Annotated in this window: 24 protein-coding genes; 5 read left to right on the top strand and 19 right to left on the bottom strand. The window is 59.9% G+C overall.

Annotated elements, in window-relative coordinates; translation table 11 throughout:
• The first annotated feature begins 228 nt into the window (after positions 1–228).
• Positions 229–621, top strand: a complete 393-nt coding sequence (locus IB248_RS03845; protein WP_018857676.1) for a PRC-barrel domain-containing protein — start codon at positions 229–231, stop codon at positions 619–621.
• A gap of 119 nt (positions 622–740) precedes the next feature.
• On the opposite strand, the gene IB248_RS03850 is transcribed toward IB248_RS03845, so the two are convergent.
• The 6 genes from IB248_RS03850 to IB248_RS03875 form a co-directional block, all read right to left on the bottom strand.
• A complete protein-coding gene (locus IB248_RS03850) occupies positions 741–3,191 on the bottom strand; it encodes a glycoside hydrolase family 2 protein (protein WP_192240350.1) in 2,451 nt (816 codons plus the stop codon).
• 9 nt (positions 3,192–3,200) lie between these two features.
• Positions 3,201–3,596: a VOC family protein gene (locus IB248_RS03855; RefSeq protein WP_025658774.1), complete on the bottom strand. Its 396-nt coding sequence runs from the start codon at positions 3,594–3,596 to the stop codon at positions 3,201–3,203.
• A gap of 47 nt (positions 3,597–3,643) precedes the next feature.
• Positions 3,644–4,393, bottom strand: a complete 750-nt coding sequence (locus tag IB248_RS03860) for an ABC transporter permease (RefSeq protein ID WP_062373454.1) — start codon at positions 4,391–4,393, stop codon at positions 3,644–3,646.
• Positions 4,390–5,334 carry an ABC transporter ATP-binding protein gene (locus IB248_RS03865; protein WP_192240351.1) on the bottom strand — a complete coding sequence of 315 codons (945 nt, stop codon included), beginning with the start codon at positions 5,332–5,334 and terminating at the stop codon, positions 4,390–4,392. The genes IB248_RS03860 and IB248_RS03865 overlap by 4 nt, the downstream gene beginning before the upstream one ends.
• On the bottom strand, positions 5,331–6,497 hold the full coding sequence (locus IB248_RS03870) for an ABC transporter permease (RefSeq protein WP_025658777.1): 1,167 nt from the start codon (positions 6,495–6,497) through the stop codon (positions 5,331–5,333). The genes IB248_RS03865 and IB248_RS03870 overlap by 4 nt, the downstream gene beginning before the upstream one ends.
• A 65-nt stretch (positions 6,498–6,562) precedes the next feature.
• Complete coding sequence (locus IB248_RS03875; RefSeq protein WP_169679149.1) at positions 6,563–7,471, bottom strand: ABC transporter substrate-binding protein; 909 nt, start codon at positions 7,469–7,471, stop codon at positions 6,563–6,565.
• A 420-nt stretch (positions 7,472–7,891) separates the two neighbouring features.
• On the opposite strand from IB248_RS03875, the gene IB248_RS03880 reads away from it, so the two are divergent.
• Positions 7,892–9,085, top strand: a complete 1,194-nt coding sequence (locus tag IB248_RS03880) for a LysR family transcriptional regulator (protein ID WP_025658779.1) — start codon at positions 7,892–7,894, stop codon at positions 9,083–9,085.
• Between the two features lie 32 nt (positions 9,086–9,117).
• The gene (locus IB248_RS03885) at positions 9,118–9,840 is read left to right on the top strand and encodes a copper homeostasis protein CutC (RefSeq protein WP_192240352.1); all 723 of its coding nucleotides are present in this window, start codon (positions 9,118–9,120) and stop codon (positions 9,838–9,840) included.
• Here the strand turns inward: IB248_RS03885 and IB248_RS03890 are convergent.
• From IB248_RS03890 to IB248_RS03920, 7 genes are all read right to left on the bottom strand, one after another.
• On the bottom strand, positions 9,837–10,856 hold the full coding sequence (locus tag IB248_RS03890; RefSeq protein ID WP_192240353.1) for a zinc-binding alcohol dehydrogenase family protein: 1,020 nt from the start codon (positions 10,854–10,856) through the stop codon (positions 9,837–9,839). The two genes, IB248_RS03885 and IB248_RS03890, sit on opposite strands and share 4 nt — an antisense overlap.
• A 66-nt stretch (positions 10,857–10,922) precedes the next feature.
• The gene (locus tag IB248_RS03895) at positions 10,923–11,897 is read right to left on the bottom strand and encodes an ABC transporter permease (RefSeq protein WP_018857666.1); all 975 of its coding nucleotides are present in this window, start codon (positions 11,895–11,897) and stop codon (positions 10,923–10,925) included.
• A 24-nt stretch (positions 11,898–11,921) separates the two neighbouring features.
• On the bottom strand, positions 11,922–13,472 hold the full coding sequence (locus IB248_RS03900) for a sugar ABC transporter ATP-binding protein (RefSeq protein WP_062373439.1): 1,551 nt from the start codon (positions 13,470–13,472) through the stop codon (positions 11,922–11,924).
• 121 nt (positions 13,473–13,593) lie between these two features.
• The gene (locus tag IB248_RS03905) at positions 13,594–14,580 is read right to left on the bottom strand and encodes an ABC transporter substrate-binding protein (protein ID WP_062373436.1); all 987 of its coding nucleotides are present in this window, start codon (positions 14,578–14,580) and stop codon (positions 13,594–13,596) included.
• Positions 14,581–14,785: 205 nt separating this feature from the next.
• Positions 14,786–15,232 carry an RbsD/FucU domain-containing protein gene (locus IB248_RS03910; protein ID WP_025658784.1) on the bottom strand — a complete coding sequence of 149 codons (447 nt, stop codon included), beginning with the start codon at positions 15,230–15,232 and terminating at the stop codon, positions 14,786–14,788.
• A gap of 9 nt (positions 15,233–15,241) precedes the next feature.
• Positions 15,242–16,261 carry an aldo/keto reductase gene (locus IB248_RS03915; protein ID WP_192240354.1) on the bottom strand — a complete coding sequence of 340 codons (1,020 nt, stop codon included), beginning with the start codon at positions 16,259–16,261 and terminating at the stop codon, positions 15,242–15,244.
• A 34-nt stretch (positions 16,262–16,295) separates the two neighbouring features.
• Positions 16,296–17,798, bottom strand: coding sequence for an altronate dehydratase family protein (locus IB248_RS03920; protein ID WP_025658786.1), 1,503 nt, complete (start codon positions 17,796–17,798; stop codon positions 16,296–16,298).
• A gap of 240 nt (positions 17,799–18,038) precedes the next feature.
• Between IB248_RS03920 and IB248_RS03925 the strand changes: the two genes are divergently transcribed.
• The gene (locus tag IB248_RS03925) at positions 18,039–18,956 is read left to right on the top strand and encodes a GntR family transcriptional regulator (RefSeq protein WP_192240355.1); all 918 of its coding nucleotides are present in this window, start codon (positions 18,039–18,041) and stop codon (positions 18,954–18,956) included.
• Between the two features lie 210 nt (positions 18,957–19,166).
• Here IB248_RS03925 and IB248_RS03930 read toward each other — a convergent pair whose 3' ends face one another.
• Together IB248_RS03930 and IB248_RS03935 are read right to left on the bottom strand one after the other, a co-directional pair.
• Positions 19,167–19,445: a hypothetical protein gene (locus IB248_RS03930; protein ID WP_192240356.1), complete on the bottom strand. Its 279-nt coding sequence runs from the start codon at positions 19,443–19,445 to the stop codon at positions 19,167–19,169.
• 122 nt (positions 19,446–19,567) lie between these two features.
• Positions 19,568–21,061 carry an MDR family MFS transporter gene (locus IB248_RS03935; RefSeq protein ID WP_192240357.1) on the bottom strand — a complete coding sequence of 498 codons (1,494 nt, stop codon included), beginning with the start codon at positions 21,059–21,061 and terminating at the stop codon, positions 19,568–19,570.
• Positions 21,062–21,839: 778 nt separating this feature from the next.
• Here IB248_RS03935 and IB248_RS03940 point away from each other — a divergent pair.
• Entirely contained in the window at positions 21,840–22,964 is a 1,125-nt protein-coding gene (locus tag IB248_RS03940) for a helix-turn-helix transcriptional regulator (protein ID WP_062373418.1), read from the top strand.
• A 9-nt stretch (positions 22,965–22,973) separates the two neighbouring features.
• On the opposite strand, the gene IB248_RS03945 is transcribed toward IB248_RS03940, so the two are convergent.
• From IB248_RS03945 to IB248_RS03960, 4 genes are all read right to left on the bottom strand, one after another.
• Positions 22,974–24,278, bottom strand: coding sequence for a hypothetical protein (locus tag IB248_RS03945; protein ID WP_192240358.1), 1,305 nt, complete (start codon positions 24,276–24,278; stop codon positions 22,974–22,976).
• A 135-nt stretch (positions 24,279–24,413) separates the two neighbouring features.
• Entirely contained in the window at positions 24,414–24,719 is a 306-nt protein-coding gene (csgH, locus tag IB248_RS03950; protein WP_112647169.1) for a curli-like amyloid fiber formation chaperone CsgH, read from the bottom strand.
• A 60-nt stretch (positions 24,720–24,779) separates the two neighbouring features.
• Entirely contained in the window at positions 24,780–25,142 is a 363-nt protein-coding gene (locus tag IB248_RS03955) for a hypothetical protein (protein WP_112647167.1), read from the bottom strand.
• Between the two features lie 416 nt (positions 25,143–25,558).
• Positions 25,559–26,308 carry a glucose 1-dehydrogenase gene (locus IB248_RS03960; RefSeq protein WP_192240359.1) on the bottom strand — a complete coding sequence of 250 codons (750 nt, stop codon included), beginning with the start codon at positions 26,306–26,308 and terminating at the stop codon, positions 25,559–25,561.
• Position 26,309: the final 1 nt, after the last annotated feature.

The raw sequence follows: 26,309 nt of genomic DNA on the forward strand, positions 1-26,309 counted from the left end.
CTGCCGGCCGGTCCCACCGGCAAGCCGATTGGACGATCCTCCATCTTCCAACGCGGCAGCTTATGTCATCGCCTGAATGGTTCAAGCTGAGAATAGAGCTACACTAACCTTAACGTAAACGTCAATAATCATGTATTGGCGGTTGCTGTGAGTAAATTGGGAACATCGAGTGCGGGGCAGCGTTTTTTCTCCGTGGGCCAACCACGAGGAAACAAAAGGAGGTGCACCATGCTGCATCAGGACGCTGACAAAACCCGCCGTGACCCAAATGTGAAGGACACACCGACACTGATTGCCAGCGACCGCGTGGAAGGCACCCGCGTCTATGGAGCCGATGGCAAGCATATTGGCTCTATTGAACGATTGATCCTCGGCAAGCAGGATGGCCGCGTTGCCTATGCCGTACTCGAGTTCGGCGGCTTCTTGGGCATCGGCCACGATCACTATCCGCTGCCGTGGGAAAAGTTGACCTACGATACCCAGCTGGACGGCTATCGCATCGATCTGACGAAGGATCAGATCGAGGGCGCGCCGAGCTATGCGGACGATGACGACACCTGGTACAACGATAATGGCCGCCGAGTTTACGACTACTACGGCGTGCCTCCCTACTGGATGTAACGTCGTCCGCACACGCGCGGTCCCTTGATCGCGCGTAGATGCGCTGCGCCGCACTCTGCCCACTTGGCGCGCGGCGTGGTAAAACGACCTGGATTGGCCCCGTCGCAGACGGGGCCTTTTCAGTGTGTGGCGACGAGATCGTTGGCGGAGCGCAACACGGTGCCAATGCTGATGTCGCTTACCGACATCGCTTTTGCAGTCCGTAGCGCGAATATGTGACTTTCCCCCGGCAGCAGCGTTACCAGCATCGAATCGACGACGCCATCAGGATCGAGCCGGTCGGCCATCAGGCAAAGGTCCTTCAGCAGGGTCTCCGCTGTCACCTTCACCGCATATCCATCCGTCGTGGCAGTTAGCTCGATTGACGCCCGCGGTGCCGGGAGCTTCAAATCGATGTCCTCGACAAAATAATGGAATGCGCGCCGGTCGAGCATCTGCACGACGATCAGCTCGTCACCGGCATTGTCCGGCGTTGCGATATCCGCCGGCAGCGGAAACTCCTTCGCTTCGAAGCGGTCGCAGAGCAGCCGCCAGAACTCGAATTCGGCGAGCACCGTACCATCAAGCCGCAGGCGCTTGCCCGATATCTTCGCCCGCCAGAACAGCGTGCGCTCGTTGACGGCGACGGCTGCCAGCCCGCCATTGCGTGGCTGGATGGTCAGCAGTCTGGGATCGAATGCCTGTTGCATCGCATACCAGAGCGGTTTGCGCCGTCCTGCCGAGTCGAGCGCCGCCCATGAGGTCACTGGCCAGCAGTCGTTGAACTGCCAGACGACGGCGCCCTTGCAGATGGCGCGGTGCGAGCGCATGTGCTCGATCGCGAAGCGGATGGCGCGTGCCTGGTTGAGCTGCGTCGCGAAATGCCAGTCGTCCATCGTCCGTGGCACCGGCAGATGCCCGGCGAGACCGCGGATCAGCTTGTCGTTGCCCTGTGTCGCCTTCTGATGATGGAATACGCCGTTCGAAACAGGTGTCAGCGGCGTGTCATGGACGCTTTCCTCGATCGTCGCCCAGTTCGGAGGCGCCTGCCAGCCGAATTCCGAGCAGAAGCGAGGGATGTAGTTGCGATAGACCTCGTAGCCGACATCGTTCCAGACATCCCAGATATGCTTGCAGCCGTGCTCGTCCGCGTTCGGCTCGATCTCCATTGTCCCGGAGTAGGGGCTGCCCGGATAATACGGCCGATCTGGGTCCAGCTCGGCGCAGAGCTTTGGCAGAACATCGAGATAGTAGCCGAGCCCCCAGCTTACGCCCTCCTTGATGATCGGGCGCCAGCCCCATTCGTCGAAGCCCCAGATGTTCTCGTTGTTGCCGTTCCAGACAATCAGCGACGGATGTGGCATCAGGCGCACCACATTGTCGCGCACCTCCGCCTCGATCTCGCTGTGCAACGGTTCTTCTTCCGGATAGGAGGCGCAGGCAAACAGGAAGTCCTGCCAAACGAGCATCCCCGCGCGGTCGCAGGTCTCGTAGAACTCGTCTCGCTCGAAGATGCCGCCGCCCCAGACGCGCAGCAGATTGATGTTTGCAGCCTTCGCCTCCTCGATCTGGGAAGCATAACGCTCGGCGGTTACCCGTGGCGGAAAGCAGTCGTCCGGAATCCAGTTGGCGCCGCAGAGGAAAAGCGGCACGTCGTTGATGACGAAGGTAAAGGCGGAGCCGTGTTCATCGGGTGCTGTGTCGAGTCTGACGGAGCGGAAGCCGATCTGCTTAGAGTAGCTGTCGAGTAAGTCGTCGCTTACGTTATTCCGCAATTCGACCTGCAGCGGGTAGAGTGGCTGTGCGCCAAGGTGATGCGGCCACCAGATCTGCGGCGCTGGAACAGTCAGCTGGAACTCGACCGCATCGGCTCCTTCCGCCAACTCGGCGACGTGGCTGACGCCGGCAATGCTCGCGACGATCTTCGCGCCAGCGCCGTCGCGGCGCTCGATACGAGCGCGAACCGTCACGAGCCCCTCGCCGCCTGCAAGCGTCGCCGAAACCCGCGTCTCCGCAAGCCGCGCCCGCTCCCAGCTTTCCAGCCGCACCGGGTTCCAGATCCCCGAGGTCACCAGCGTCGGACCCCAGTCCCAGCCGAAGTTGCAGGCCATCTTGCGCATCAGGTTGCCAGGGCCGGGATAGTTATTCGGCCGGTAACCGTAATGCGCCTCCATCTCGGCGCCGTAGGCATAAGGGGAGCGGAAGGTCACAACGAGTTCATTCGCGCCCTGCTTCAGCCGCTCCGACACGTCGAAGCGATAGGTGCGGTGCATGTTGAAGGTGCGGCCTAACTCTTCGCCGTTCAGCACGATCGTCGCGACCGTATCGAGGCCTTCAAACACCAGTCCCTGGACTTTTCCGGCATCCGGCGCTGCATCGAAGCTGCAGCGATAGGTCCAGTCTTCCTTGCCGATCCAGTCGTTGGTGATCTCGTTGACGTCGAGATAGGGGTCCGGGATCAGACGGTTGGCCAGAAGGTCGAGATGTACGCAACCCGGCACCTGTGCAGGAATTTCGGCCGGCAGGTCGCGTCGACCGGCAACGTTGCAGGAGAGCGTCCAGCCACGGTTCAATTCGGTCTTTTCAATCATGTGAAGCTCTTAGAGATAACGGCCGTGACGCTGCAGGACTTCGATCTTGTAGCCGTCGGGATCTGTGATGAAAAAGAACAGCGCCAGCAACTTGCCGTCGCGATTGAGCTCGACGATCTTGCCGGGGTTCAATCCCGCCTCCGTCAGACGCTTGTGCTCCATCTCCACTTCCTGAACCGAGAGGGCAAGATGCCCGTAGCCGTTGCCGAGGTCATAAGGCTCGATGCGCCCCTTATTGACCGTCAGCTCCAGCTCGAAGCCGGTCTCGTCATTGCTCATGTAAATCAGGGTGAAGGTGTCGAAATCGATACGATCGGCGACCTTGAGGCCGAAGACCTTGCCGTAGAACTCGACCGAGCGCGCCTCGTCGAGAACGCGGATCATGGAGTGGATCATCTTGGCCAAGGCTGCCTCCCATTGCCGATATCACGGCAGCCTTGGTAGCCGTCGCCTCATGCCGGGCGCAAGCCAATTCTTTCAGTGATGGCGTTTTCGATCAGCCCCATCGCATCATAGATCAACACCGCCATCAGGCCGACGATCAGGCCGCCTTGCAGGATGAAGGCGGTATTGTCGGAGATCAGCCCGGCAATGATGACTTCGCCCAAGCCCTTGGCGGCCACCGTCGAGCCGATCGTTGCCGTGCCGATGTTGATGACGGTCGCAACCTTCAGACCCTCGAGGATCAGCGGCAGGGCAAGCGGCAATTCCACCTGAAAGAGCCGCTGCGTGCCATTCATGCCCATGCCGTCGGCGGCATCCAGCACGGAGGGAGAGACTTGCTTGAGGCCGGAGACGGTGTTTTCGAAAATCGGCAGGAGGCCGTAGAGAAAGAGCGCGATCAACGTTGGCCCGGCGCCGAAGCCGGTTGCAGGCACGGCAAGGGCGAGCACTGCCACCGGCGGGAAGGTTTGGCCGGCATTGGCGATCGCCCGGGACAGCGGCAGGAAGTCCTCGCCGCTTTTGCGGGTGACGAATATCCCGCCGAGGATCGCGAGAACGGCGCTGCCGACGATCGAGATCGCCACGAGAAACAGATGCGAGGCGGCAAGATGCGGAAGGCTGTTTTGGGTATAGACCGCCGGCGCATTGTTGCTCGTCAATGGTACGAGCAGGAAGGACAGCCACTCCGTCCGGAACAACAGGATCAGCAGCAGTACCAGTGCGGCAGCACGGAAGAGGTTCGCAAGGACGAGCTTCATGCCTTCCGGCCCAGTTCGAGCAATCGCGTCATCGAGATCGAGCCGACAGGCGCCTTGTCCGCATTCTGGACGGCGGCTTCGCCAACGCCCTGCCAGATCATCTCTGCCAGGGCATCTCGCAGGCTGAGCGACTGCGGCAATGCGTAAGCGAGGCCTGACTTTGCCGGCTCCATGCTTTCCTTCAGCGGCAGCAGCGACATCAGCTTCAGCGCCCGGTCGGAGGTGCCGGTCAATTGTTGCACGAAGGGATCGGCTGGCTCGGTCAGGATCTTTTCCGGCGTCGAGCATTGCAGCAGCTTGCCGGCGCTCATCACGGCGATCTGGTTGCCGAGGTGGAAGGCTTCGTCCATGTCGTGCGTGACGAGGACGACGGTCGTACCGAACTGCTTCTGGATCGCCAGCAGATCGTCTTGCGCCTTGCCGCGGATGACTGGATCGAGCGCGCCGAAGGGCTCGTCCATCAACAGCAGTTCCGGCTCCGCCGCCAGCGCCCGCGCAACGCCGACACGTTGCTGCTGGCCACCGGACAGCTGATGCGGATATTTCTCGGCAAAGGCCGCGGGATCGAGGTTGAACAGACCGAGCAGTTCCTCGACGCGGCTCTTGATTTTCGCCGTATCCCAGCCAAGAAGCTGCGGCACCGTCGCGATGTTTTGCGAAACGGTTCGATGCGGAAAGAGGCCGTGCCCCTGGATCGCGTAACCGATCTTGCGGCGTAATTCTGTCACCGGGACGTCCATGATGTTCCGCCCGCCGACGAAGATCTCGCCCGACGTGATCGGCACGAGACGGTTGATCATCCGCATCAGCGTTGATTTGCCCGAGCCGGAGGTGCCGACAATAGCCGTGATCGAACCTTTTTCGACTTCCATCGAGACGTTGTCGACGACGGCCGCCGTGCCGTAGCGCTTGGTGACGTTCCTGATTTCGATCATGCTCATGCGGCGGATCCCCGTATGCTGTCGATGACCGCATCTAGGATGACGGCCGAAGAAAAGGCGAAGAAGACGGTCGGCACGGCGCCGAGCAGAACGAGGTCCATGGCTGTTTGACCGAGCCCTTGGAAGATAAAGATGCCGAAGCCGCCACCGCCGATCAGAGCCGCGACCGTCACCAAGCCGATCGCCTGCACCAGGACGATACGAATGCCCGTCAAAATGACGGGAAAGGCAAGCGGCAAGTCGATGCCGGTCAGAATTTGGCGACGCGTCAATCCCATGCCAGCCGCTGCGTCACGTACCGAGGGATCGACTCCCTGCAGACCGACGACGGTGTTGGCCACGATCGGCAACAAAGAATAAAGGACAAGCGCGATCAGCGCCGGCGCGGCGCCGATGCCGCGAATGCCGATCGAGGCGGCGGCGGGCAGGTGCGTCGCGAGATAGCCGAGCGGCAGCATCAGGATGCCGAAGAGCGCAAGGCTCGGGATCGTCTGGATGAGGCTGAGGCCCTGCAGGACGACGGCACGCAACTTTGGAACCCAGAAACACAGGATGCCGAGCGGCAGGCCAATGACGATGGCGATCGCCAGTGAGCCGAGTGCCAACAGCAAATGGGCGACCGCTTCCGTCCAGAACTGCGCGGATCGGGTCGCGAATTCCTTCATGATCGAGAGATCGTCGAGCAGTCCGGAAGCCAGGAAGATGCCGAGCAATCCGGTGTAGGCGACAAGGGCCGCAATACGCATCCACGGCGTAAGCTTGATCTTCACGAGCGCGTCCGAAACGACGAGCCCGATCACCGCAAACAGCACCCAGAACCCACCGCCCGGCGTCATGCGCGCGGCATTGCTGGCCGGTGGCGTGAATGCCGAAGCTGCAAATCCAATGGTCGCGAGCAGCGCAGCAAAACAAAGGGTGGCGATAACCAGCCGCAGCAGCGCATTTTGAAGAAAAAGTACGGCAAAGGCCGTGGCCAGCAGGAGGATCGTCAGGATGAGGGCGGAGGGTTGATTGAGTAGCTGCGTCAGCAGCATGGGCTTTCCGGCGGCGATGCGGTTTGCCTTCACATAGATGAAAGGCAGGAGCGCAGTTGCGACAACGCCTGTTGTCACCAGCACCACGCCGAGCCGGTCCAGTTTGCGGACCGCTAAGGTTTCTTCCATCGATCCATCCTGTCCGGTCGAAAGGATGCTCCGCCCGTGGGCAGGCGGAGCATCGGGCAACGAGATTACTTCAGGAAGCCCTTTTCCTTCAGGAAGCCTTCGGCAACCGACTTCGCCGGTTCGCCGTCGACCTGGATCTTGCCGTTCAGCTTGCGCAGTTCATCGGCGTTCAGGCTCTTGAAGATCGGTGCGAGCACTTCCTCGATCTTCGGGTTTGCCTTCAGCACTTCCTCGCGGATGATCGCGGTCGGCGCATAGACTTGCTGGACGTTCTTGTCGTCCTCGAGAACCGTCAGTTCCGCGGCCTGGATCGCACCATCTGTACCATAGACCATGGCGGTGTTGGCGCCGTTCGTCTGGTCGGCTGCCGCCTTGATGGTCGCGGCCGTGTCACCGCCCGAAAGGACGATTTCCTGGTCTGGCTTCAGCGTGAAGCCGTAGGTCGTCTGGAATGCCGGAAGCGCGCCAGCCGAGTTGACGAACTCGGCGGAAGCCACGAGCTTCGCCGCACCACCGCCTGCGACCCACTTGCCGAAGTCCGACATGGTCTTCAGGTTGTTCGGGCCGGCGACGTCGTTGCGGACCGCGAGCGCCCAGGTGTTGTTGGCGGGGGAAGGCGCCAGCCAGACAATCTTGTTGGCATCGTAATCGAGCTTTTTGGCCAGTTCGTAGCCCTGTTCGAGGTTCTTCCAGGCTGCATCGTCGGCCTTGTTGAAGAAGAAGCCGGCATTGCCGGTATATTCCGGATAGATGTCGATTTCGCCTGATGTGATTGCCTTGCGAAGAACCGGCGTCGTCCCAAGCGCAACACGGTCCTGCGTCTTGATGCCGTTTGCGTTGAGCGCGAGCACGATCACGTTGCCAAGCAGCGTGCCTTCAGTATCGATTTTCGATGAAACGACGACGTCTGCAGCATGGGCCGCCCCTGCCGCAAAGGCGGAAAGCGTGACGGCAAGAGCGAATTTCTTCAACATGGATTGTCCCCTTGATTTACACCGTTTGACCTCGTGGCAGGCCCTGGCGGGAGCCTTCCACGTATAAAATCACCGGCGAAAGCAGTCTGGCTGCGATCATGCCGGAAATACGTGCGTCATGGAAATAGCGTTCGCGTTCGAAAAATCGATGCAAGCCTCTCCAGTTTTGCGGTCGCGGCGCGATTATGGCGGTGAATGCAAATGCTTGCGCGAAAATGCATTTCCTTTTCCATCGCTGTCGCGATTTGTTTTTGTTCCCTTGCGTGTTTCCGCAGATGTCCGGTGCTCTTCAGCACTCCTGCTGTCCAGCCCGGTTTTGTTCTTGGCGGGAACGATAGCCGCCGGATTTCCCGACAGGGATATCTTTTTTCGCGAACACATCATATCGTTCGATTTTTCATATTGTTACGGAGACAGCGATTGCAGCTCGGCACGTTGTTTGTCGCCAGTCACGTGCTCACATCGGGTTCGGTCAGAGAGACGGCACGAAGCCTTTCGCTTGCAGCATCGACAGTCTCGACCGCCGTCCGCAATCTCGAAACGGAGCTTGCCCTGAAGCTGACAGAGCGCAGCTCCGGCGAGCTTGCGACGCTCCTCGCCAGCAACGACGTGCGCGAAAAGCTCGCCCCGATCGTGCGGGCAGCTGAAGAGCTCGCGAACTGGATGGGGACCAACGAACCGTCGCGTCTGCCGATCAAGATCACCACGATGGAGCGGTTCCTTGAGGTCGCTGACCAAGGCAGCATCAACCGGGCGGCGCGACGGCTGAAGCTCGGTCAGCCGCAGCTTTCGCTTCAGATCGCGACTTTGGAGAAGGCGCTCGGTCATCGCCTCTTCGAGCGGCAGGCTAATGGCTCCGCGCTGACAGAGCAGGGTAGCCGGATCTATGCCATCTTGCAGGCCATCACGCAGGAGTGGAATGATCTGAAAGCGTCCGCTGACGAACGCTATCAGCGCACGGCGCGGGCGCTGCGCATCGGTTCGATCATTCCGACAGGATCGGAAAGTTGGGTTGCACGATGCCTTGGCGCTCTCGTCGCCGAATGGAACGCCCGCCGCAGCAAGAATGCCCTGTCTCTGGTGTTGATGACGGCGGATGACTTGCGGGAAGCTTTGAAATCCGGCCGGATCGACGTTGCCATTCTCGACTCCGTTTTTGGTCTTGAGCGCTTCCAGCATCGCGAGTTGCTGAAGACCGAGATGGTCCTGATAGCACCGCTGCAAAGCCGAGAGCGGACAGTGGCCGAGCTTGTCGAGGGTCACGCGATCTGCACGCCGAGTTCGAGGACGGGGCTTGGACACGCCACGATGGCGCTAAGCCACGAGCGCACTGCCAATCGCAGGCACCGCAACCAGGATATCACTGCCGCCGACTCTCTGCCTGTGATCGTCGACCTTGTCGCCAACCATGGCTATATCTCGTTTCTTGGCCGCGTCAGCGCCATGCCCATTGCCGACAAGGTTCGCATCGTCGAACTTGAGGAGTCCATCCCGATGTCCTATCACGTCGCCTTCAACCATCGGAAAGCCTCGGCTGACGCAAGTGCCGTGATTGTCGCCGCCGTTGCCGAAATAATTGCCGAACCCGTCGCGCAAGAAAACGCTTTCGCTTAAATGGACGGCGCGGCGGACAAGGAGATTCGAGCGTGAGCGTTTTGCTGGAAGTGTGCGTGGACAGCCCGCAGGGGCTTGCGGCTGCAATTGCCGGCGGTGCGGGCCGTATCGAACTCTGCTCGGCGCTGGAGCTTGGCGGGCTGACGCCGGTCGCCGGGCTGATGAAAGCTGCCGCCGCTGCGCCCATTCCGGTCTATGCAATGATCCGCCCGCACGCCGGCCCTTTCGTGTTCGATGCGGCTGACGAAGAGGCGATGATGGCCGATATCGATGCCGTGCGCGCCTTCGGCCTTGCCGGCGTCGTCATCGGCGCCAATCGCCAGGACGGCAGGCTGGACATGCCTCTGATCAGCCGGCTAAGGGCGCGTGCCGCGGGACTTGGATCGACCCTCCACCGTGCCTTCGATCTCGTCCCTGATCCCGGTGCAGCACTGGAACAGGCGATCGAACTCGGCTGCGAGCGCATCCTGACGTCAGGCTGTGTGCCGAAGGCGATCGACGGCCTGGAAATGCTGAGCCGTCTCTCCTGCAAGGCGGCTCGCCGTATCTCGATCATGCCCGGCAGTGGCGTGCGTCCAGGCAACGTCGCTGAGATACTGCGGGCCACCGGCACAAGCGAGGTTCACGCCTCCTGCAGCTCACGGGTCGACAGCATCGACCCACGGGCGGTTACCTTCGGCTTCGAAGCAGCGACAACGAACCGGACGGATGCCGACGTCGTTCGCCAGATGCGGGCGGCGATCGACGCGCTTTAAGCGCCGACCTTGATGACCGCTTTGATCAGGCCGCTCTTTTCATGAGCCCAGCGTGCCAGGTCCCGTGGCGCATTCTCCAAAGTCGTACGGTGGGTGATCAACTGCTCGACCGGTACGAGGCCCTTGGCGATCGAATCCGCGACATGTTCGAAGTCCACGCGGGTCGCGTTGCGGCTGCCGATGACCATCATTTCGCGCTTGTGGAACTCCGGATCGGAGAAGCGAATATCGTCCTTCACGACGCTGACCAGCACCAGCGCGCCGCCATGGGCGACGAAGCCGAAGGCTTTCTCCATCGATGGGCCATAGCCGGTGGCATCGAAAACGACGTCAAAACCGTCGCCGCCAGTCATCGCCCTGACAGCATCGGCGGCACCTTCGCCTGCAACGATGCTAGAGGAAAAGCCGAACCGATCAACGGCCATCTGCAGTCGTTCCTGACTGGTGTCGAGCAATGTGACCTCATTCCCTGATATCCGCGAGAAGATTGCGGCCCCGAGCCCGATCGGGCCGGCGCCGATGACGAGCGAGCGTGATCCGGTCGGCGCCATCGAACGGCGAACGGCATGGGCGCCGATTGCCAGAAACTCCGTTGTGGCTGCAGCTTCCAGGCTCACGCCCTTCATCGCATAGAGATTGCCGGCAGGCACCGTGATTTCGTCGCAGAAAGCACCGTCGGTGTGAACGCCAAGCACCTTGATATTGGTGCAGCAATTCGGCTTGTCTTGGCGGCAGGCGACGCAGGTGCCACAAGAGAGATACGGGTTGACGACCACAGGCGTTCCGACCGCCATGGCAACGCCTTCGCCCGCTTCGACAACCGTCGCCGAGATCTCGTGCCCCATCACGCGGGGATATTCCAGGAACGGGTGCTTGCCCTCGAAAATGTGGTAGTCCGTGCCGCAGATTCCGACATGGCTCACCGCAAGCCGTACCCAGCCGGATTCAGGCGCGCCGGGTGAGGGGCGTTCCACGAGTTCGAGGACGCCAGGTTCTTGGCAGAGCACTGCTTTCATGATGATCTCGCATTCCCTAGATGGAAGAAGCCGGCCTTTGGGCCGGCTCCCTGTCTCGCTGCCGGCTTACGGCGTGCGGCGGCGGCGCAGCTGGTCGAAGTAGACGATGACGATGATCAGCAGGCCGGTGATGATGCGCTGCCAGAACGAATTGACGTTCAGCAGGTTCGCACCGTTGTTGATGGTCGCCAGAATGAAAGCGCCGATGAGCGGACCGTGCACGGAGCCGATGGCGCCGAACAGGCTGGTGCCGCCGATAACGGACGAAGCGATCGCCTGCAGTTCCCATCCGTCCGCCTGCGTGGCGTTGCCAATCGCGATACGGGAAGCAAGCAGAACACCAACGAAGGCAGCAAATGTCGCCGAGAGAATGTAGGCGAGATAGATGATGCCGTTCACCCGGACACCCGACAGGCGGGCCGCTTCACGGTTCGAACCGACGGCGAAAAGATAGCGCCCCCAACGGCTGAGATGCAGGAAGACGTAGGACGGGACTGCAACAAGAATAACCATCCAGAATAGGCTCGGCACGCCAAGGAAGTCGGCGCGGGCAAAGTTCGTGAAGGGCTCGTTGACGATGTTGATCGTCGAACCATTGGTGATCAAAAGTCCGATGCCGCGCAGCGAGGTCAGCGTTGCCAGCGTGATAATGAAGGGCGGCAGTCCCATCTTGACGATGCCGAAGCCGTGGAATACCCCGATGCCGACGCCGATCAGCAGTGTGATCAGGATGGACGCCCAGACCGGCACGCCTGCTTGCAGCAGCCAAGCCAGGATAACGGTGCAGAATCCGACGATCGCGCCGACCGAAAGGTCGATGCCCGCGGTGATGATTACGAACGTCTGGCCGAGCGCCAGAATGGCCGTCATTGCGCCCTGCCGCAGCAGGTTGGAAATGTTCAGCGGCGTCCAGAAGCTGGCTGTGACGAATCCGAGAACGATCCAGAGGAAGGCCAGGAGACCGATGAGGGTCAGGCCGAATAGGATATTGACTTTTCGGCGCGGCGGCGGCGCGGCGATATCGGTGGGGGTTACGGTCATTGGTTCTCTCTCCCTCTTTTTCTTTTAGACACCGATCGCTTCGCTGAGCACTTCTTCATGTGTTGCCGCGTGGAAGTCGTGGCTTGCAACAAGCTGGCCGCGGCGGAAGACGTGCAGCCTGTCGGCGAGCTCATAAACCTCAGGCAGATAGGAGGAGATCAGGATGATACCCGCGCCTTGCTTGAGAAGCTTTGCAAACAGCCGGTAGATTTCCGCCTTCGTACCGACGTCGACGCCCACCGTCGGCTCATCGAAGATGAAGAGGCGAGCGCCGTAGCTCAGCCATTTGCCGATGACGACTTTCTGCTGGTTCCCGCCCGACATGGCCGAAACCAGGACACGCCGGCTCGGCGTCTTGATCGCCAGGTCACGGATCTGTTGGTCGGCATTCTGCGATTCCTCGCTGTGGCTGATGACAGGGCCCTTGCTCAGCCGTTTGAAGACCGGAAGATTGATATTCAGTCCGATCGGCAGGTTGAGGCAAAGTCCCTGGTCGCGGCGGCTTTCCGGCGCCAGCGCGATCCCGAGTTCCATTGCAGTGCGCTCGTTGGTGATATCGACCTTCTTGCCCATCCAGTGGATCTCGCCGGCCGTGGTCTTTTCCCGCCCGAACAGGCCAAGAGCGAATTCGCTGCGCCCTGCGCCGATCAGGCCATAGAGGCCCACGATCTGGCCGGCCTTGACCGAGAGCGAGACGTTCTCGAAGCCCGGTCCGGAAAGCCCGCGCACGTCAAGGATCGTGTCTCCGATCGGGATCTCTTCCTTGTGATAAATCTGCTCGATCGAGCGGTTGATCATCAACGCGATCAGCTCGGCTTCATTCGTCTCGCCGATGGTGCGTGTGCCGACATGCGTGCCGTCGCGCAGCACCGAAACGCGGTCCGCGAGTTCGAACACTTCTTCCATGCGATGACTGATGTAGACGATCGTGACGCCTTCGCTTTGAAGGCGGCGGATCAGCTTGAAAAGCTGCGCCGATTCCTGGCGGGTCAGGTAGGCTGTTGGCTCGTCGAAGATCAGGAATTGCGTGCCGCGCATGGCCGCGCGCGCAGTCGCAACGAGTTGTTGTTGGCCGATCGTCAAATCGGCGAGAGGCACGCCGGCAGGCAATCCGAAGCCGAGATCGTCGAGGACGGCCTGCGCCATCTTCTCCATCTCTTTCTTGCGCATCAGCCCGTATTGATTGACCTCGTCGCCGAGAAAGAGGTTGGCCGCTACCGTCAAGTGCGGGCAGAGAACGACTTCCTGGTGGACGGCGTTGATGCCGCGCGCTATCGCTTCGTTGGGCGTTGCCAGGGCGACGGGGTGGCCGCACCAGAGAATCTCGCCCGCCGTTCTGGCAATCACACCGGTCAGAAGCTTGATCAGGGTCGACTTGCCAGCCCCATTCTCGCCGACGATCGCGTGGATCTCGCCGGCCAGGAACGTCATCGTCGCCGGCTTCAGCGCCTGGACGTAGCCGTAATTCTTTTGAAGTCCTTTAAGTTCGAGGATCGGGGCGCCCGCAGGAATGCGGCTTGCCTCCGTCAGCGTGGCGCTGTCATCGTGGCGATGACTGACCTCTTCCAGGCTCATGGGCGTCTCCTCCTCGCGAATTGCCGTCTCTCCACCAGCAGTCCGCGCTCCTCATGCGGACGATAACACAGGTGAAGGAAAGGCCGCGCGGGATTTCTCTCGCGCGGCCACGTCGTGTGATTTACTTGATCTTGGGGTTCAGCAGAGCGTCGATCTTCGGGTCGCTCATGTTGGCCTTGGTGACCAGGTTTGCGCCGGTGTCGACGTTGGCCTCGACCTTCTCGCCCTTGGATACGGCGAGCGCCGTCTTCACGCCGTCATAGCCCATGCGGTAGGGATCCTGCACGACGAGACCTGCGAGCGAGCCGTCCTTGAGGAAGCCGACCGTCTTGTCGTCGCTATCGAAAGCGATGACCTTGATCTTGTCGCCGAGCTTGTTCTCCGCGATTGCCTGGCCGACGCCCTGTCCCAAGATGAGGTTCGAGGCGAAGGCGCCAACAAGGTTCGGGTTAGCCGTGATCAGATCGGTCATCATGTTGAGACCGGTCGTGGCCTGGCCGTCGCCGTACTTGTCAGCAATGACCTTAAGGCCGGGATGCTTCGTCTTGATCTGATCCAGGAAACCTTCACGGCGCTGCTCGAGCGAGCCGACGCCCGGCAGGTTGGTGAGGATGACGACTTCGCCCTCCTCCTTGCCGGTCATTTCCTTAATGGCGGCAGCAAGGCCGTCAGCCGCGATGCGGCCGCCCTGGACGTTGTCAGTCGTCAGGAACGACTTGAAAGCCTTGGAATCGGCGGCCGAGTCGATGCCGATGATCGGAACGGACTTTGCAGCTTCATCGATCGGCTTGCCAAGCGCCTTGAACTCGGTCGGCGAGATCACGATTGCAGCCGGCTTACCGGCAACGGCGTTTTCAAGAATGCTGATCTGGCCGTTGATGTCGGATTCGGCCTGTGCGCCGAGTTCCGGAACGTTGACACCTAGATCCTTACCGGCAGCGCGGGCGCCGGCCAGAACGATCTGCCAGTAGAAAGAGGTCGTGTCCTTGACGATGATCGGAATCGTCACGTCAGCTGCAAACGACGTTACCGGCATTGCGGTGGCGATAGCGGCAGCACCCGCGAGAGCCGTGAAGGCTCGGCGCGACAGAATGGATTTCATGCGCATGTAGTTCTCCTCCTAGGTGCGTTCTCCTCCAAGAAACCGTACCGCTGAACGCAGGCGGGCGATTTTTATCGATAAAAAACAGTTACCACGAGAAGCTAGCCGAGCGAAAGTCAAATTGCAAGTACTGCAAGCGGCTCGCTCATTGTTTCGTTATCTATCGCAAGTAATTGTTTTTCCAATCGTTCATCCGCAGTCTAAAGTGCTGTCAGCCGCGATAGACTTCGTCCGGGCGAACAACACCTTTCTTCAAAATCAGGTTACCGTAGAGCCGGAATTCTGTCGTCGCAACAATATAGGCGGCCGTGCGGGCACGCTCATAAAAGGCGAAGCGTTCGAGGGATGCGATCTTGAAGTCGCCGGCGCGCCTCGAAACGATTTCCTGAAATTCGGCGCAAACGTCGGGCACTGCGGTCGGGTCGCCGACAACTTGCATGCGCCACGCCGTTTCCGGCACGAACGTATCGAGCGGAAAATGCGTTAGGATCGCCTCGGCCATGTCGGTGGCGCTGACGCCATCGGCACGAATGACTTCCGGACCCATTGTGCTCGAGGGAAAGTTGGCGTCGGCGATGACGATATCGTCGCCGTGCCCCATGCGGGCGATCGCACGCAGCAGGTCGGGATTGAGGATGGGGTGGATACCTCTAAGCATGGTCCGTCCTTATACACGCACGGCGTCTTCGCCGAGCGGCGGTGCGACGAGCGTCAGAGAGTCGAATTCCGGGAAGATCGAGTCCGGCAAGGCTGGCTCGAAAAGCTCCATGTTGCGTGTCAGGCTCGATGCCTTGGCCGTGCCGATCAGGACCGAGGAGACGAGCGGATCGCGGAGCGGGAACTGGAGCGCCGGGGCAGCCAGAGATACACCGTGCTTGGCAGCGATCCTCTCCATGCCCCCGACCTTGGCGAGGACATCGTCTGTCGCCGGCATGTAGTCGAAATGCGAGCCGGGCACGGGGCCCGTCGCAAGGATGCCGGAATTGAAGACGCCGCCAACAACGAGCGAGGTGCCCTTTTCCCGGCAAAGCGGCAGCAGTTCGGCAACCGCCGACCGGTCGAGCAGCGTATAGCGCCCGGCCATCAGGATGCAGTCGATGTCGGCATTGCGCATCACGTCGAGGCAGACCGGAATCTCGTTGACACCGAGTCCGAAGGCATTGATCGCTCCGGAGGACTTCAGTTCCTCGAGCGCCTTGATGCCGGTGTCCAGGAACTGCTTCTGCAGGACAGCGTTCTTCGCCGCGCCGTGGGTGTATCCGCCAAGGTCGTGAACGTAGAGTATGTCGATCCGGTTCAGTCCGAGACGGGCATAGCTGAATTCCACCGAGCGCATGATGCCATCGTAGGAATAGTCGTAGTCGGCATCAAAGGAGAGCGGGTCGACATAGCTATAGTCTGGAACGGTTCCCGTCGGCACCGGGCGCAGCAGCCGACCAACCTTGGTCGAGAGCACCCACTCCTTTTCCGGCTTGTCGCGCAGGAAGTCGCCGAAACGACGCTCGGCGAGACCGAGGCCATACCACGGTGCGACATCGAAATAGCGAATGCCGCTGTCCCATGCAGCCTCAAGCGTCTCCATAGCCTGTTCGCGCGGGCAGGCGCGATACAGGCCGCCGAGAGCGGCGCCGCCGAAGCTTACTTCGGTCACCTCCAGCGCCGTGCTGCCGATCCTCCTCGTCTTCATTATTCCTCCCCTGAAGACTTGATATGCATCTGATTTAGAGTGTCGCACCCAAATGCCACGGCACAAACTCATTGTCGCCGTAGCCGAATTCCTCGCTCTTCGTCTTCTTGCCGGATGCCGTGTCGATGATCAGGTCGAAGATCTCGCGGCCCTTGGCGCTGATCGTCGCATCGCCTGTCGCGATCGTGCCGCAGTCGATATCCATGTCCTCTTCCATCGAGGCATAGAGAGCCGAATTGCTGGAAAGCTTGATCGAGGGCGCCGGGCGGCAGCCGAAGCAGCTGCCGCGGCCGGTGGTGAAGGCGATCATGTTCGCGCCGCCGGCTACCTGACCAGTTGCGGAGACGGGGTCGTAACCGGGGGTGTCCATGAAGACGAGGCCCGGTGCGCTGACGCGCTCGGCATAACCATAGACGGCTGTCAGAGGCGAGCGTCCGCCCTTGGCGACGGCTCCGAGTGATTTTTCAAGGATCGTCGTCAGGCCCCCGCGCTTGTTGCCGGGCGACGGATTATTGTCGAGCGATGCCCCGTGCATCGCCACGTACTTCTCCCACCAGGCGATCTTGTCGTCGAGCTTGCGGGCAACCTCGTCGCTGACGGCGCGGCTGCGCAGAAGGTGCTCGGCACCGTAGATCTCGGAGGTTTCGGAGAGGATCGCCGTGCCGCCGGCAGCTGCCAGCAGGTCGGCTGCAACGCCGAGCGCGGGGTTGGCGGTGATGCCGGAAAAGCCGTCCGAGCCGCCGCACTGCAGGCCGATGATGATATCGCTGATCGGCAGCGCCACGCGCTTTTCCTTGCCGACATCCTGCGCAATTTCACGCAGCATGCCCATGGCGCGCTCGACGGCGCGTCGCGAGCCGCCGGCATCCTGAATGTTGAAGTGACGCTTGGAGTTCCCGGCGCCGCTTTGGCCGTAGAGTGTCAGCTGGTTGACTTCGCAACCGAGGCCGATCATCAGCACGCCGCCGAAGTTCACATGCCTGGTATAGCCGGCAAGGGTCCGGTGCAACACGGCCATGCCGTCACCTGTGGAACTCATGCCGCAGCCCTGGTCATGGACGATCGGCACGAAACCGTCAATACCGTCGAAATGCGGCAGGATCGTCTTGTTGGCCTCGTCGGCGATCGCCCGACAAACGGTGGTGGAACAGTTCACGCTGGCAATGATGCCGATGTAGTTGCGCGTCGCCGAGCGGCCGTCGGCACGACGATAGCCCATAAACGTGCGCGCACGATCCGCTGCAGTTGCTTCCTCAGGCGCCGAGTTGGCGGTCGCGGCAAGACGGTCGTTCTCGAAGTGCAGATTGTGACTGTGAATATGGTCGCCGGCCTTCACGTCCGCCGTCGTCCGCCCGATCGCCTGCCCGTATTTGATGATGGGCTGGCCAAGCGGAATATCGGCGAGTGCGATCTTGTGACCGGGGTCGATCTTCTCGCGGGTCTGGATGCCGGCGACCGTCGCGCCGGATGGGATCGCCGCCGTCGCAACCGCAACGTTGTCGCCGGCAGACAGGATGATCCAGGGGTCCTTGGTCAACATTCTTCTCCCTAGGGGAAACACTCGCTTCGTCGGCGAATGTTCATTGATTTTGTTTTTTATCTACAATAAACATTTTCAAGTCAACGGGATTATTCATCCTGTGGACGAGGGAGGCAAACAGCCGCATGCAATCCAAAATAAGATAAGGATTGCTGACAGATAAGCTTCTGCCACGCTTCGCGCCGCAACTTCGTGGCCGTCCGATCCGTGTTGCCGAGGCAAAAGGGCGGGGTGTGCATGGCAAGGCAGAATACAGTCTTCAAGGAAGCGTACAACCGCTATGCCGCCGCTTTGCGGACGGATGCGGCATTGCCCTCGGAGCCCGAAATAGCGGCGCAGCTCGGCATCAGTCGCAGCACTGCGCGCGCGATTCTGACACGGCTCAGCGATGCCGGCATTATTCGTTGGAACAAGCGTCAGAAGATCGTCCTCAGGCAGCCGACCGAAGCCGATTTCTTTCCATCAGAAGAGACCAACTCACTTCACGACATCATCGAGCGAAGCTTCATGCAGCGCATCTTGTCGGATGATGCCGCACCGGGCATGCAGATCAACGAATTGGAGCTCGCGCGCGAGATCGGTACCGGCACCACGAGTGTCCGCGAATTCTTGATCCGCTTCTCGCGGTTTGGCTTGATCGAGAAACGGCCGAACAGCCACTGGATTCTCAAGGGCTTCACACGCGATTTTGCGCTTGAGCTCGCAGACGTGCGCGAGATGTTCGAGCTGCATTCGGCGGCGGAATTCGGCAAACTTCCGCCAGAGAGCGACGCGTGGCGCGCGCTGTCTGACATCAAGGCGGATCATCAGGCGATGCTGCGTGATCTCGACACGCGCTACAAGGATTTCTCCACTCTCGACGAGCGCTTCCATCTGCTCATCCACGCGGCTTCGCGGAACCGCTTCATTGCCGATTTCTACGATGCTATCGCGATCATCTTTCACTATCACTACCAGTGGAACAAGGCTTTCGCTCGCGAGCGCAACGAACGTGCCATTCATGAGCATCTGGATTATATCGCCGCGCTGGAGTCTCGTGATCAGGCAGCGATCGATTCCGCCTGCCGTCTGCACTTGCGCTCGGCGCGCCAGACCCTGCTGCAATCAATTCCACTGACGCCCTCCGACGAGGTTCTGGTGGAAGGCCAATCTTGAGAGAAAACCCGGCCGGAACCGGGCTAAGTTCTATTTCACGCCTGCTTTCTATCAGGCGCGACTTTTGCTCCCTCTACCGGCGAAGGGGAGCGCACGTTCCGCAGGCAGTCATTTGCGTCGTCAGCGACAAAATCCTCCTCTTCACCTCGATAGAGGCAATTCCTTCGCGTGTTATTTTGGGGCTTAGAAAGGCCTGCTCACCATTCAACGTTATCGGCAGCGGCGTACTGTCTTGGTGACCTCATCGCCATCGTCGGTCATCGTTCTGACGGTCTTGGTGTAGCAGCCATCGCGATAATAGCGGTCACGATCGCCAACCGCACCAACTCGGATGCCGTGCTCGTTGATGGTAATTCCGGGACGCACACGATCGTACTCGTCGTCGTAGCTCCGTTCGCGCATTATGGACACGCTGTCAGCCATTGCGGGAGCGACGAACGAACAGAGCGCCATAGCTGCAGCAGTGCAATTCATAAGGGTCCTTCGCATCTCAATTCTCCTTCCCTGCTGAAAGACAAACGAAGGAGAACAGACCTGGTTCCTTAAGAAATGACGCGCAGGTTGGCCTGACGATCCTCTTTCGAGCATCACATGTGGTCCAGGTTGAAGGTTTAGTGCGACGCTTCGGTGGCGGCTGACGTCACCGATGCCCGGCCTTGCTCGCGTCCCACAGGAATGAGCCAGGCCGACAGGAACGTGAGAACGGCAACCACCGCCACGCCCCAGAACGTCCAGTGAAGCGATGCATCGAAGACGGTGCGGATTGCGGGATCGGCGGCCAATTCGGAAAGCCCGGTTGGCTGGTTCAGAACATCATGCAGCGAGCTTGCTGCGTCCCCGGCGGCATAGTGGCTGATGCCGGCGTTGAGAATGGCACCGAGCACGGTTGCTCCGAGGGTATTGCCGAGGCTGCGGGCGAAGATGATCGACGCTGTGGCGCTGCCGCGCATCGACCATTCGACACTGTCCTGTACAAGCGCGATACTGGTGAGGCTGATCAGCCCCATGCCGAAGCCCATGAAGAACGAGCCTGCTCCCGCGAGCGCGGGGTGGCTGTCCGGTGTCAGGAAGAGCAGGAAGGAAGCTCCGAAGGGAAACATCAGGCTTCCAACCCGTAGCGTGCGTCGGATGCCGAACGCCCTGAACAAGCGGCTGGAGAGCATCACAGCCAGTGGCCACCCGACGACCAGCATGGTCAACGTGAAGCCCGCGACGATCGACGACCGTCCGAGGACGCCTTGGACGTACATGGGCAATACGGTCGAAAGCCCGATCAGCGCCATGCCGGCAAGCAGTGTTGCGGCGTTGCTGGTCGCGACCAGCCGGCGGCTCCAGAGAGCAATGGAAATGATCGGCTCGGCCGCCCGCTTCTCCTGCAGCAGGAAAAGGACGGCGGCGACGGCGAACACCAGGGCGAGCAACGCCAATACCCACGCCTTGGCATCCGCAGCTTCAGTCAGGATGACGAGCAGCGCAATGACGGCGATCGAAAACAGGATGGCGCCGAGATAATCGATCTTCGCCTGCTTGTGCGCGACCGATTCCTTGAGGAAGAGGGAGAAAGCGGCGATCGACACGATTCCGATCGGCAGGTTGATCCAGAAAATCCAGGCCCAGGAGATGGTATCGACGATCACACCCCCGGCGAGCGGCCCGACAACCGCCGATGTGGCCCACACTGTCGCCATGACACCCTGCACGCGGCCTCGCTCCTCGAGTGTGAAGAGGTCGCCGATGATTGTCATTGTTACCGGCTGGATAGCCCCGGCGCCAAGCCCTTGCAGCAGGCGGAAAACGATCAGCGAAGCCATCGACCATGCCAGCCCGCAGAGTAGGGAACCGAAGAGAAAGATCAGGATGCCCGAAATCAGCACCGGTTTGCGCCCGAAGATGTCCGAAAGCTTGCCGTAAATGACGGTTGTCGTCGACTGGGCCAGAAGAAAAGCCGAGAAGACCCAGCTGTAATAGGTAAAGCCACCCAACTGCCCAACGATCTTCGGCATGGCGGTCGCGACGATCGTGGCCTCGATCGCGACCATGAAAGTCGCGAGCATGATAATGGCGACGACGAGCGCGCGGTTCGAGCGCAGAGCTGTATGGGACATGAGATCTTCTCCGGGTGCTCCGCGAAGTGCCAAAAAATGGCCGGCAAGTCGGCTAGGCGGGCTGGCGCGGAGTGTAGCACCGGTTCTAGGCCGCCGACCGGAAGGCGTCAATTATTATCCGTTTGGTTACGAGTGCGGCTTCCGCGCGGGAGTCGCATCTGGATGGCGCACGCTTAGGGCGAGTTGGGCGTCAAGAAAGCAAGACGACACATGCGGTATGCGCGGCGCCTCTGCCACCTCAATTGGCTTGAAGTTCAATTACCGGATGTTAATAGTCTCTCTATCGGTTGCAATAATATATACCCCTATTGTTGTAATAAACTCGCGTCATTTTACATTTTACAACAAGAAAGCGCATGCTATTCTTAGAATCTCTAGTTTAGGGACACGTGGCGAGACTATTCTCGGCACGGCGTGCATTTTCAGCGCTGTTTGGTGCTTGAAAGGCCAAATGAGCGCTTTTGGCTTGTGATCGGCATCGGCCGAGCAAGTTGAGGACAAAAAGACTCAATCTTGAGGAGGCATCCGATGTTTCATAAAGAGCCTTGGCTTTTCATCGGCTTCTCTTGAGGCCGCTGAGGGCGTGAAGCCGACAGGCAAGTGGCTGGGAACCACCTTCGACCGCATGGTCGGACCGGGATCAAGGTAGCCTGAAAACACTCATGAGGCGAATGCGCGGCAATGGTGCCGCAGTAGGCGATATCGAGCGGCAGCGTTCTGAAACGACGCGGCCGGGCCTAAAAATCTTGGAAATTCGCCAAGCGTTGGAGTGGGTCCGATGATCAATAGCTTTGGTGAAGACACTTACTTGCCTTTGGTACAACTAATCTACGAAACCGTTGTAAGCCCTCCCGAATGGGAGAAGGTCATAGCGGAGCTGATCAATGCCACCAAGGCTGCCGCCGGGGCAGTCGTGGGCTTCAAGGGGGCGGAGGATCGGCGCGCGAGCGTGTTTGCAAAGGGCGTCCCGAAAGCCGCGCTCTGCAATCCGCAGATGATCGCTGCACTGCACGCGGCGACGCTCACCTTGGGACAGGGGGCGTTCCTGACGATCGACCTGAAGGCCAAGCTCAATCCGCAATGGGACAAGCCCGTGCACGAGTGCTTTGGTGTCGAGGGCAGCCTTCTGATACTCGTTCTCGTCAAGGAAGGCGGACGCAGGATTGCATTGATGCTTCATTTCGATCGCCCGGGTCGGAGTGAAACAGATAGAGCGGCCGAAGCGCTGATGAAATTGCTGCCGCACTTTCAGACGGCCTTTGCAATCCAGAAGACCACGCTCTTGGAGCGTGAGAAATCCGCACATATGGAGAGCGCCTTCTTCAGTTCGTCCGCACCCTCTGCGATTATTACGGAAGACTATCAGGTTCGCCTGGCGAATGGGAGCTTCGAGAAATTTGTCGAAGCGTCGCATCTGCTAGTCGAATATAGCGACTCCGTGATCGATTTCGTCGACACGGCACTTCAGGACGAGGTTGCACGGCTGATCGGTATGGCGTCGTCGCATGGACGTGTTCGACACGTTGCCTGGGTTGAGGACAAGGTGAAGAACGTTAAATGGCTCATCAGCGTCGATGCGCTGTCGGGACGTGTCGGCCTCGGCTCGCAGTTCAAGAACGTCTTTGCGACCAACGAGCGCGTTTACATGCTCACGATACGCGAGCTCGGCGGAAACAGCCTGCTGGCGCCTGACACCATCAAGTCAATCTTCGGCCTGACACCGACGGAGGCCGATCTTGCCTATTGCCTCTTGCGGGGAGAAACGGCATCCGAAATCGCGCGGCAACGCGGTGTCTCGAAAAATACAGTCCATAATCAGCTTGCCTCCGCGATGGCACGCGTGGGCGTGAACCGGCAGACGCAGTTTCTGCACTGCCTTTCCATGCTCTCCGCGATGTGCTGATCGTGCTGCTTAGAACCGCCAGGTAACGCTGACGGAGACGTTGTAATCGATGGCATGACTCATGCCTATCGTGGGCGATACGCCGCCCGCATCTGCGACATAGTTGATCGTCGGTACCTTGTTAATGTAGTTCACGCCGGCGTCCAGGCCGACCTGCAGATTCTCCGTGGGCGCGTAGCGCAGCCCGGCGCCAACGCCGGCAAGCAAGCTGGCGTCGTCGCGCGTCTGGGAGACAAAGTCGAAGGCGCCCGTCGATACGCTCGGCAGAACTGCGGAATAATGGCTTCGATAGTGGGAATGCAGGTAAGCGCCGCCAAATCTCGCATCGAACGAGACGCTGAGATCCGGTTGCAATGCCTTGGCTACCGAGAGCTCAGCCAACGCCCCGACATAACGCGCATCGAGTTCGTCGTCCTGCGCGACGCTGACCTGCGGAACCACGACACCCGGGTAGTTCGCGGTAATTTGGAGCGTGCGACGAAAATCCACGTCGCGATCGATGGACCTATACATCGGACCAAACTTGGGCGTGATCGTCCAGCCGCCTTGAAGGTCGATCGGAGCGCCAAGCAGTAGTGTCTGATCGATGACCGTGGCGTCCTCGCTGCGCTCATCGACGATTGAGCTGTTACTGAGGTCGCCGGTAGCTCGAAGGGTCATCCCAGTGTTGTCGGCATAGGCAGCATAGGCCGCGGCGCTTTGGGTATCGCCGTTCGTGAGGAGCGCGGCAAAGGTGCCGCCGGTTATCGCGCTATTCGAGGCAAACTGCGTCACACGTCCGCCCACCGGTGAGGAGCTTGAAATAAGTGTGCCGACTGTCCCGCCTGCGCTGTCGTTGACTGTAACATCAACCGTTGCAACCGCTGGTAGGGTGCCGGCGGGTGACGCGAATAGCGTGCTGATGTTGCCGTTTGCGGAATTACCATAGACCAGGTTCAGCGAATTCTGCCCGGCTAGGCTCGTCCGGTCAGTGGAGCTGGAAGAAAGGTCAGAGATGCTGCCGTTCCACTCCAGGATAAGCGGCTGCGATCCTATCCACCCAAGCGGAAGACCCAGGTTGAAGCCTAGATTGAGGCCGTCGTCAACGACCCTACTGTCGCCGCTTCCGAAGAAATCGGGTCGACGCGAACCCCAGCTTGGCAAGCTTAGCCAGTTGATGCCAGCCCCGATCTGCAAGGTTAGAGCAGCTTCCTCGTTCCGCGCTACGGGCGCTGGCTTGGTGTCATCCGCAGCCGCAATGGAGGTTGTGCTTGCCAAGGCTGCAACGAGGCCAACAGCCAGTTTGTGCGACCGAACGGCCAGGCAGATCTGCATTCCCTCATCACCCCAAGATAGCCGCCGGCACACACCGACGCGACGCACTGAGGTCTATTACTATTATAATTTAGTATACAATCAATTAGCGGTCGTTTCGCGTCGTGGGAAGATCGTACGAACGGTGCACAAATATCACGGCACCGACACCACGCAGATCTTTTCGCCGTTTGGACCATAGACAGTCAGCCGGGCGCTCCATCCGTTCGGCGACACGGAGATCGTTGACCGTGAAAGCGCAAGCCGTCCCGGGTTATCCTTCTGGAAATCGCCGCCTTGAACGTTGCTTGAGGTGTTGCCATTGGAATTCGAGAAGATTTCGAATTGATAACTTCCTTCGCCGCGACCATCGCTTTCAATGGTCGGGACCAGGGTCATGGCGCCGCCAGTCCCCTGATGATGCTCGATGATGCAATGGACGGGGGGGAGGGCAGCAATCATTGTAGGACTCCGTAGCAAAGGAGGTCAGCGGCAAGGCCGCTGACCTAAAGATATACTCGACTAATGCTGGATGGTCGTGGAGCTGTTGCCGACACCGGACTGAACGGTGAGCGAGTTGTTGCCGAAACCGGACTGGATGGTAGCGGAGACGTTTCCTAGGCCACCTTGTACGGTAGTTGAGTGGTTGGCGACGCCGAATTGGGCTGTACCGGATGCGTTGTAGGCACCGAACTGAACGGTTGCCGAGTGATTCGCAATACCGGATTGGCCGGTAATGCTGAAGTTCCGGAAGCCGTTCTGGGCCGTGCCGGCGACGTTGCCCCAACCGCTTTGAAACGTCTGGGCTATATTATCCGCGGCGAACGCGCCGGAGATTGACGAAAGAGCAAACACGGTTGCAATTACTAGGCCCTTGATTTTCATTGTATCTCTCCTCTTCCTCCCGCCGGAATTGACGGTTGAGAGACACTACCGCATCGCCATTCGCGCGAGGGTTTCAAAGCTTGCCTAACGGAATGGGGAATTTCCCTGCTTCAGCCAAGGAACATGGTGTCGCTTAGTGATGTGGGAGGTGGCAAGTGTATTCGCAGCTATGTCAATAGTGATACTTGCCAGAAAAATAGGTTGGAGAACTATAGTTCCGAAGAGGTTCGGCTCGTGCGACAAATCGCGCGACGACATACGCTTTACAATGGTTCGATATAAGCGATTTGTAAAGAACGGCACGTATGCGAGATCCTCCATCTCTTCCATCCGACAGTTGCTGCCTGCTCCGCCAGGCGGTTGATGAAGGCGATGATCTCGGGGTTGTGTATGGCTTTTGCATTTTTCCAATCCTTTCAAGCCAGGGTCATGCCGCCGTCGACGTGAAGCTCGATCCCATTGACGAAGCTTCCTGCATCGGAGGCGAGAAACAGTGCGGCGCGCGCGAGCTCCTCCGTCCGCCCCAGCCGGCCTGCCGGAATAAGGGAGGCCATGTAGTCTTCGAATGCCGGGCGCTCTGCTTCCGATACGCCGAGCTTGCCGAGGATTTCGGTCTCGACCGGCCCCGGGCTCAGGATGTTGACGCGGATCCGCCGCGACTTGAATTCGATCGCCCAGTTCCTGGCAAAGGCGGCGACGGCGGCCTTCGACCCGGCATAGACCGTATGATTTGGGAGGATCTTCGTGGCCGCGAGCGAGCTCGTCACGATGATGCTGCCGCCGTCGCGGATCAGCGGCGAGATTGTCTGCACGCCGAAGAATACGCCGCGCGTATTGATGGCGAAGTGCCGGTCATAGTCTTCGGGCGTGACATCGGCAGACGCGGTAAGGTTGATAACACCGGCATTGGCCACGTAGATGTCGATTCCGCCGAAGCTCCTGTTCACGATATCTGCCAACTTGCGGTGATCTTCGAGGTCGGCAACATCGCCCACGAAACCAACGGCTGAATGGCCGATGTCCTGCACGGCCCGATCGACGACATCCTGCCTCCGGCCAGTGATGATGACCTGCGCTCCCTCTTCCGCGAAGAGCTGTGCGATCGCTTTGCCGATGCCGCTATTGCCGCCGGTGATGATGGCGACCTTGTCTTTAAGGTGTTGCATT

Source organism: Rhizobium sp. RHZ01, assembly GCF_014851595.1.
GTDB classification, from domain to species: domain Bacteria; phylum Pseudomonadota; class Alphaproteobacteria; order Rhizobiales; family Rhizobiaceae; genus Rhizobium; species Rhizobium altiplani.

Bases quoted from the DNA above. Each gene is read 5' to 3' on its own strand.
- IB248_RS03845 (WP_018857676.1), top strand. From the start codon at position 229: ATGCTGCATCAGGACGCTGACAAAACCCGCCGTGACCCAAATGTGAAG.
- IB248_RS03850 (WP_192240350.1), bottom strand. From the start codon at position 3,191: ATGATTGAAAAGACCGAATTGAACCGTGGCTGGACGCTCTCCTGCAAC.
- IB248_RS03860 (WP_062373454.1), bottom strand. From the start codon at position 4,393: ATGAAGCTCGTCCTTGCGAACCTCTTCCGTGCTGCCGCACTGGTACTG.
- IB248_RS03865 (WP_192240351.1), bottom strand. From the start codon at position 5,334: ATGAGCATGATCGAAATCAGGAACGTCACCAAGCGCTACGGCACGGCG.
- IB248_RS03870 (WP_025658777.1), bottom strand. From the start codon at position 6,497: ATGGAAGAAACCTTAGCGGTCCGCAAACTGGACCGGCTCGGCGTGGTG.
- IB248_RS03875 (WP_169679149.1), bottom strand. From the start codon at position 7,471: ATGTTGAAGAAATTCGCTCTTGCCGTCACGCTTTCCGCCTTTGCGGCA.
- IB248_RS03890 (WP_192240353.1), bottom strand. From the start codon at position 10,856: ATGAAAGCAGTGCTCTGCCAAGAACCTGGCGTCCTCGAACTCGTGGAA.
- IB248_RS03895 (WP_018857666.1), bottom strand. From the start codon at position 11,897: ATGACCGTAACCCCCACCGATATCGCCGCGCCGCCGCCGCGCCGAAAA.
- IB248_RS03900 (WP_062373439.1), bottom strand. From the start codon at position 13,472: ATGAGCCTGGAAGAGGTCAGTCATCGCCACGATGACAGCGCCACGCTG.
- IB248_RS03905 (WP_062373436.1), bottom strand. From the start codon at position 14,580: ATGCGCATGAAATCCATTCTGTCGCGCCGAGCCTTCACGGCTCTCGCG.
- IB248_RS03910 (WP_025658784.1), bottom strand. From the start codon at position 15,232: ATGCTTAGAGGTATCCACCCCATCCTCAATCCCGACCTGCTGCGTGCG.
- IB248_RS03915 (WP_192240354.1), bottom strand. From the start codon at position 16,261: ATGAAGACGAGGAGGATCGGCAGCACGGCGCTGGAGGTGACCGAAGTA.
- IB248_RS03925 (WP_192240355.1), top strand. From the start codon at position 18,039: ATGGCAAGGCAGAATACAGTCTTCAAGGAAGCGTACAACCGCTATGCC.
- IB248_RS03930 (WP_192240356.1), bottom strand. From the start codon at position 19,445: ATGCGAAGGACCCTTATGAATTGCACTGCTGCAGCTATGGCGCTCTGT.
- IB248_RS03935 (WP_192240357.1), bottom strand. From the start codon at position 21,061: ATGTCCCATACAGCTCTGCGCTCGAACCGCGCGCTCGTCGTCGCCATT.
- IB248_RS03940 (WP_062373418.1), top strand. From the start codon at position 21,840: ATGATCAATAGCTTTGGTGAAGACACTTACTTGCCTTTGGTACAACTA.
- IB248_RS03945 (WP_192240358.1), bottom strand. From the start codon at position 24,278: ATGCAGATCTGCCTGGCCGTTCGGTCGCACAAACTGGCTGTTGGCCTC.
- csgH (WP_112647169.1), bottom strand. From the start codon at position 24,719: ATGATTGCTGCCCTCCCCCCCGTCCATTGCATCATCGAGCATCATCAG.
- IB248_RS03955 (WP_112647167.1), bottom strand. From the start codon at position 25,142: ATGAAAATCAAGGGCCTAGTAATTGCAACCGTGTTTGCTCTTTCGTCA.
- IB248_RS03960 (WP_192240359.1), bottom strand. From the start codon at position 26,308: ATGCAACACCTTAAAGACAAGGTCGCCATCATCACCGGCGGCAATAGC.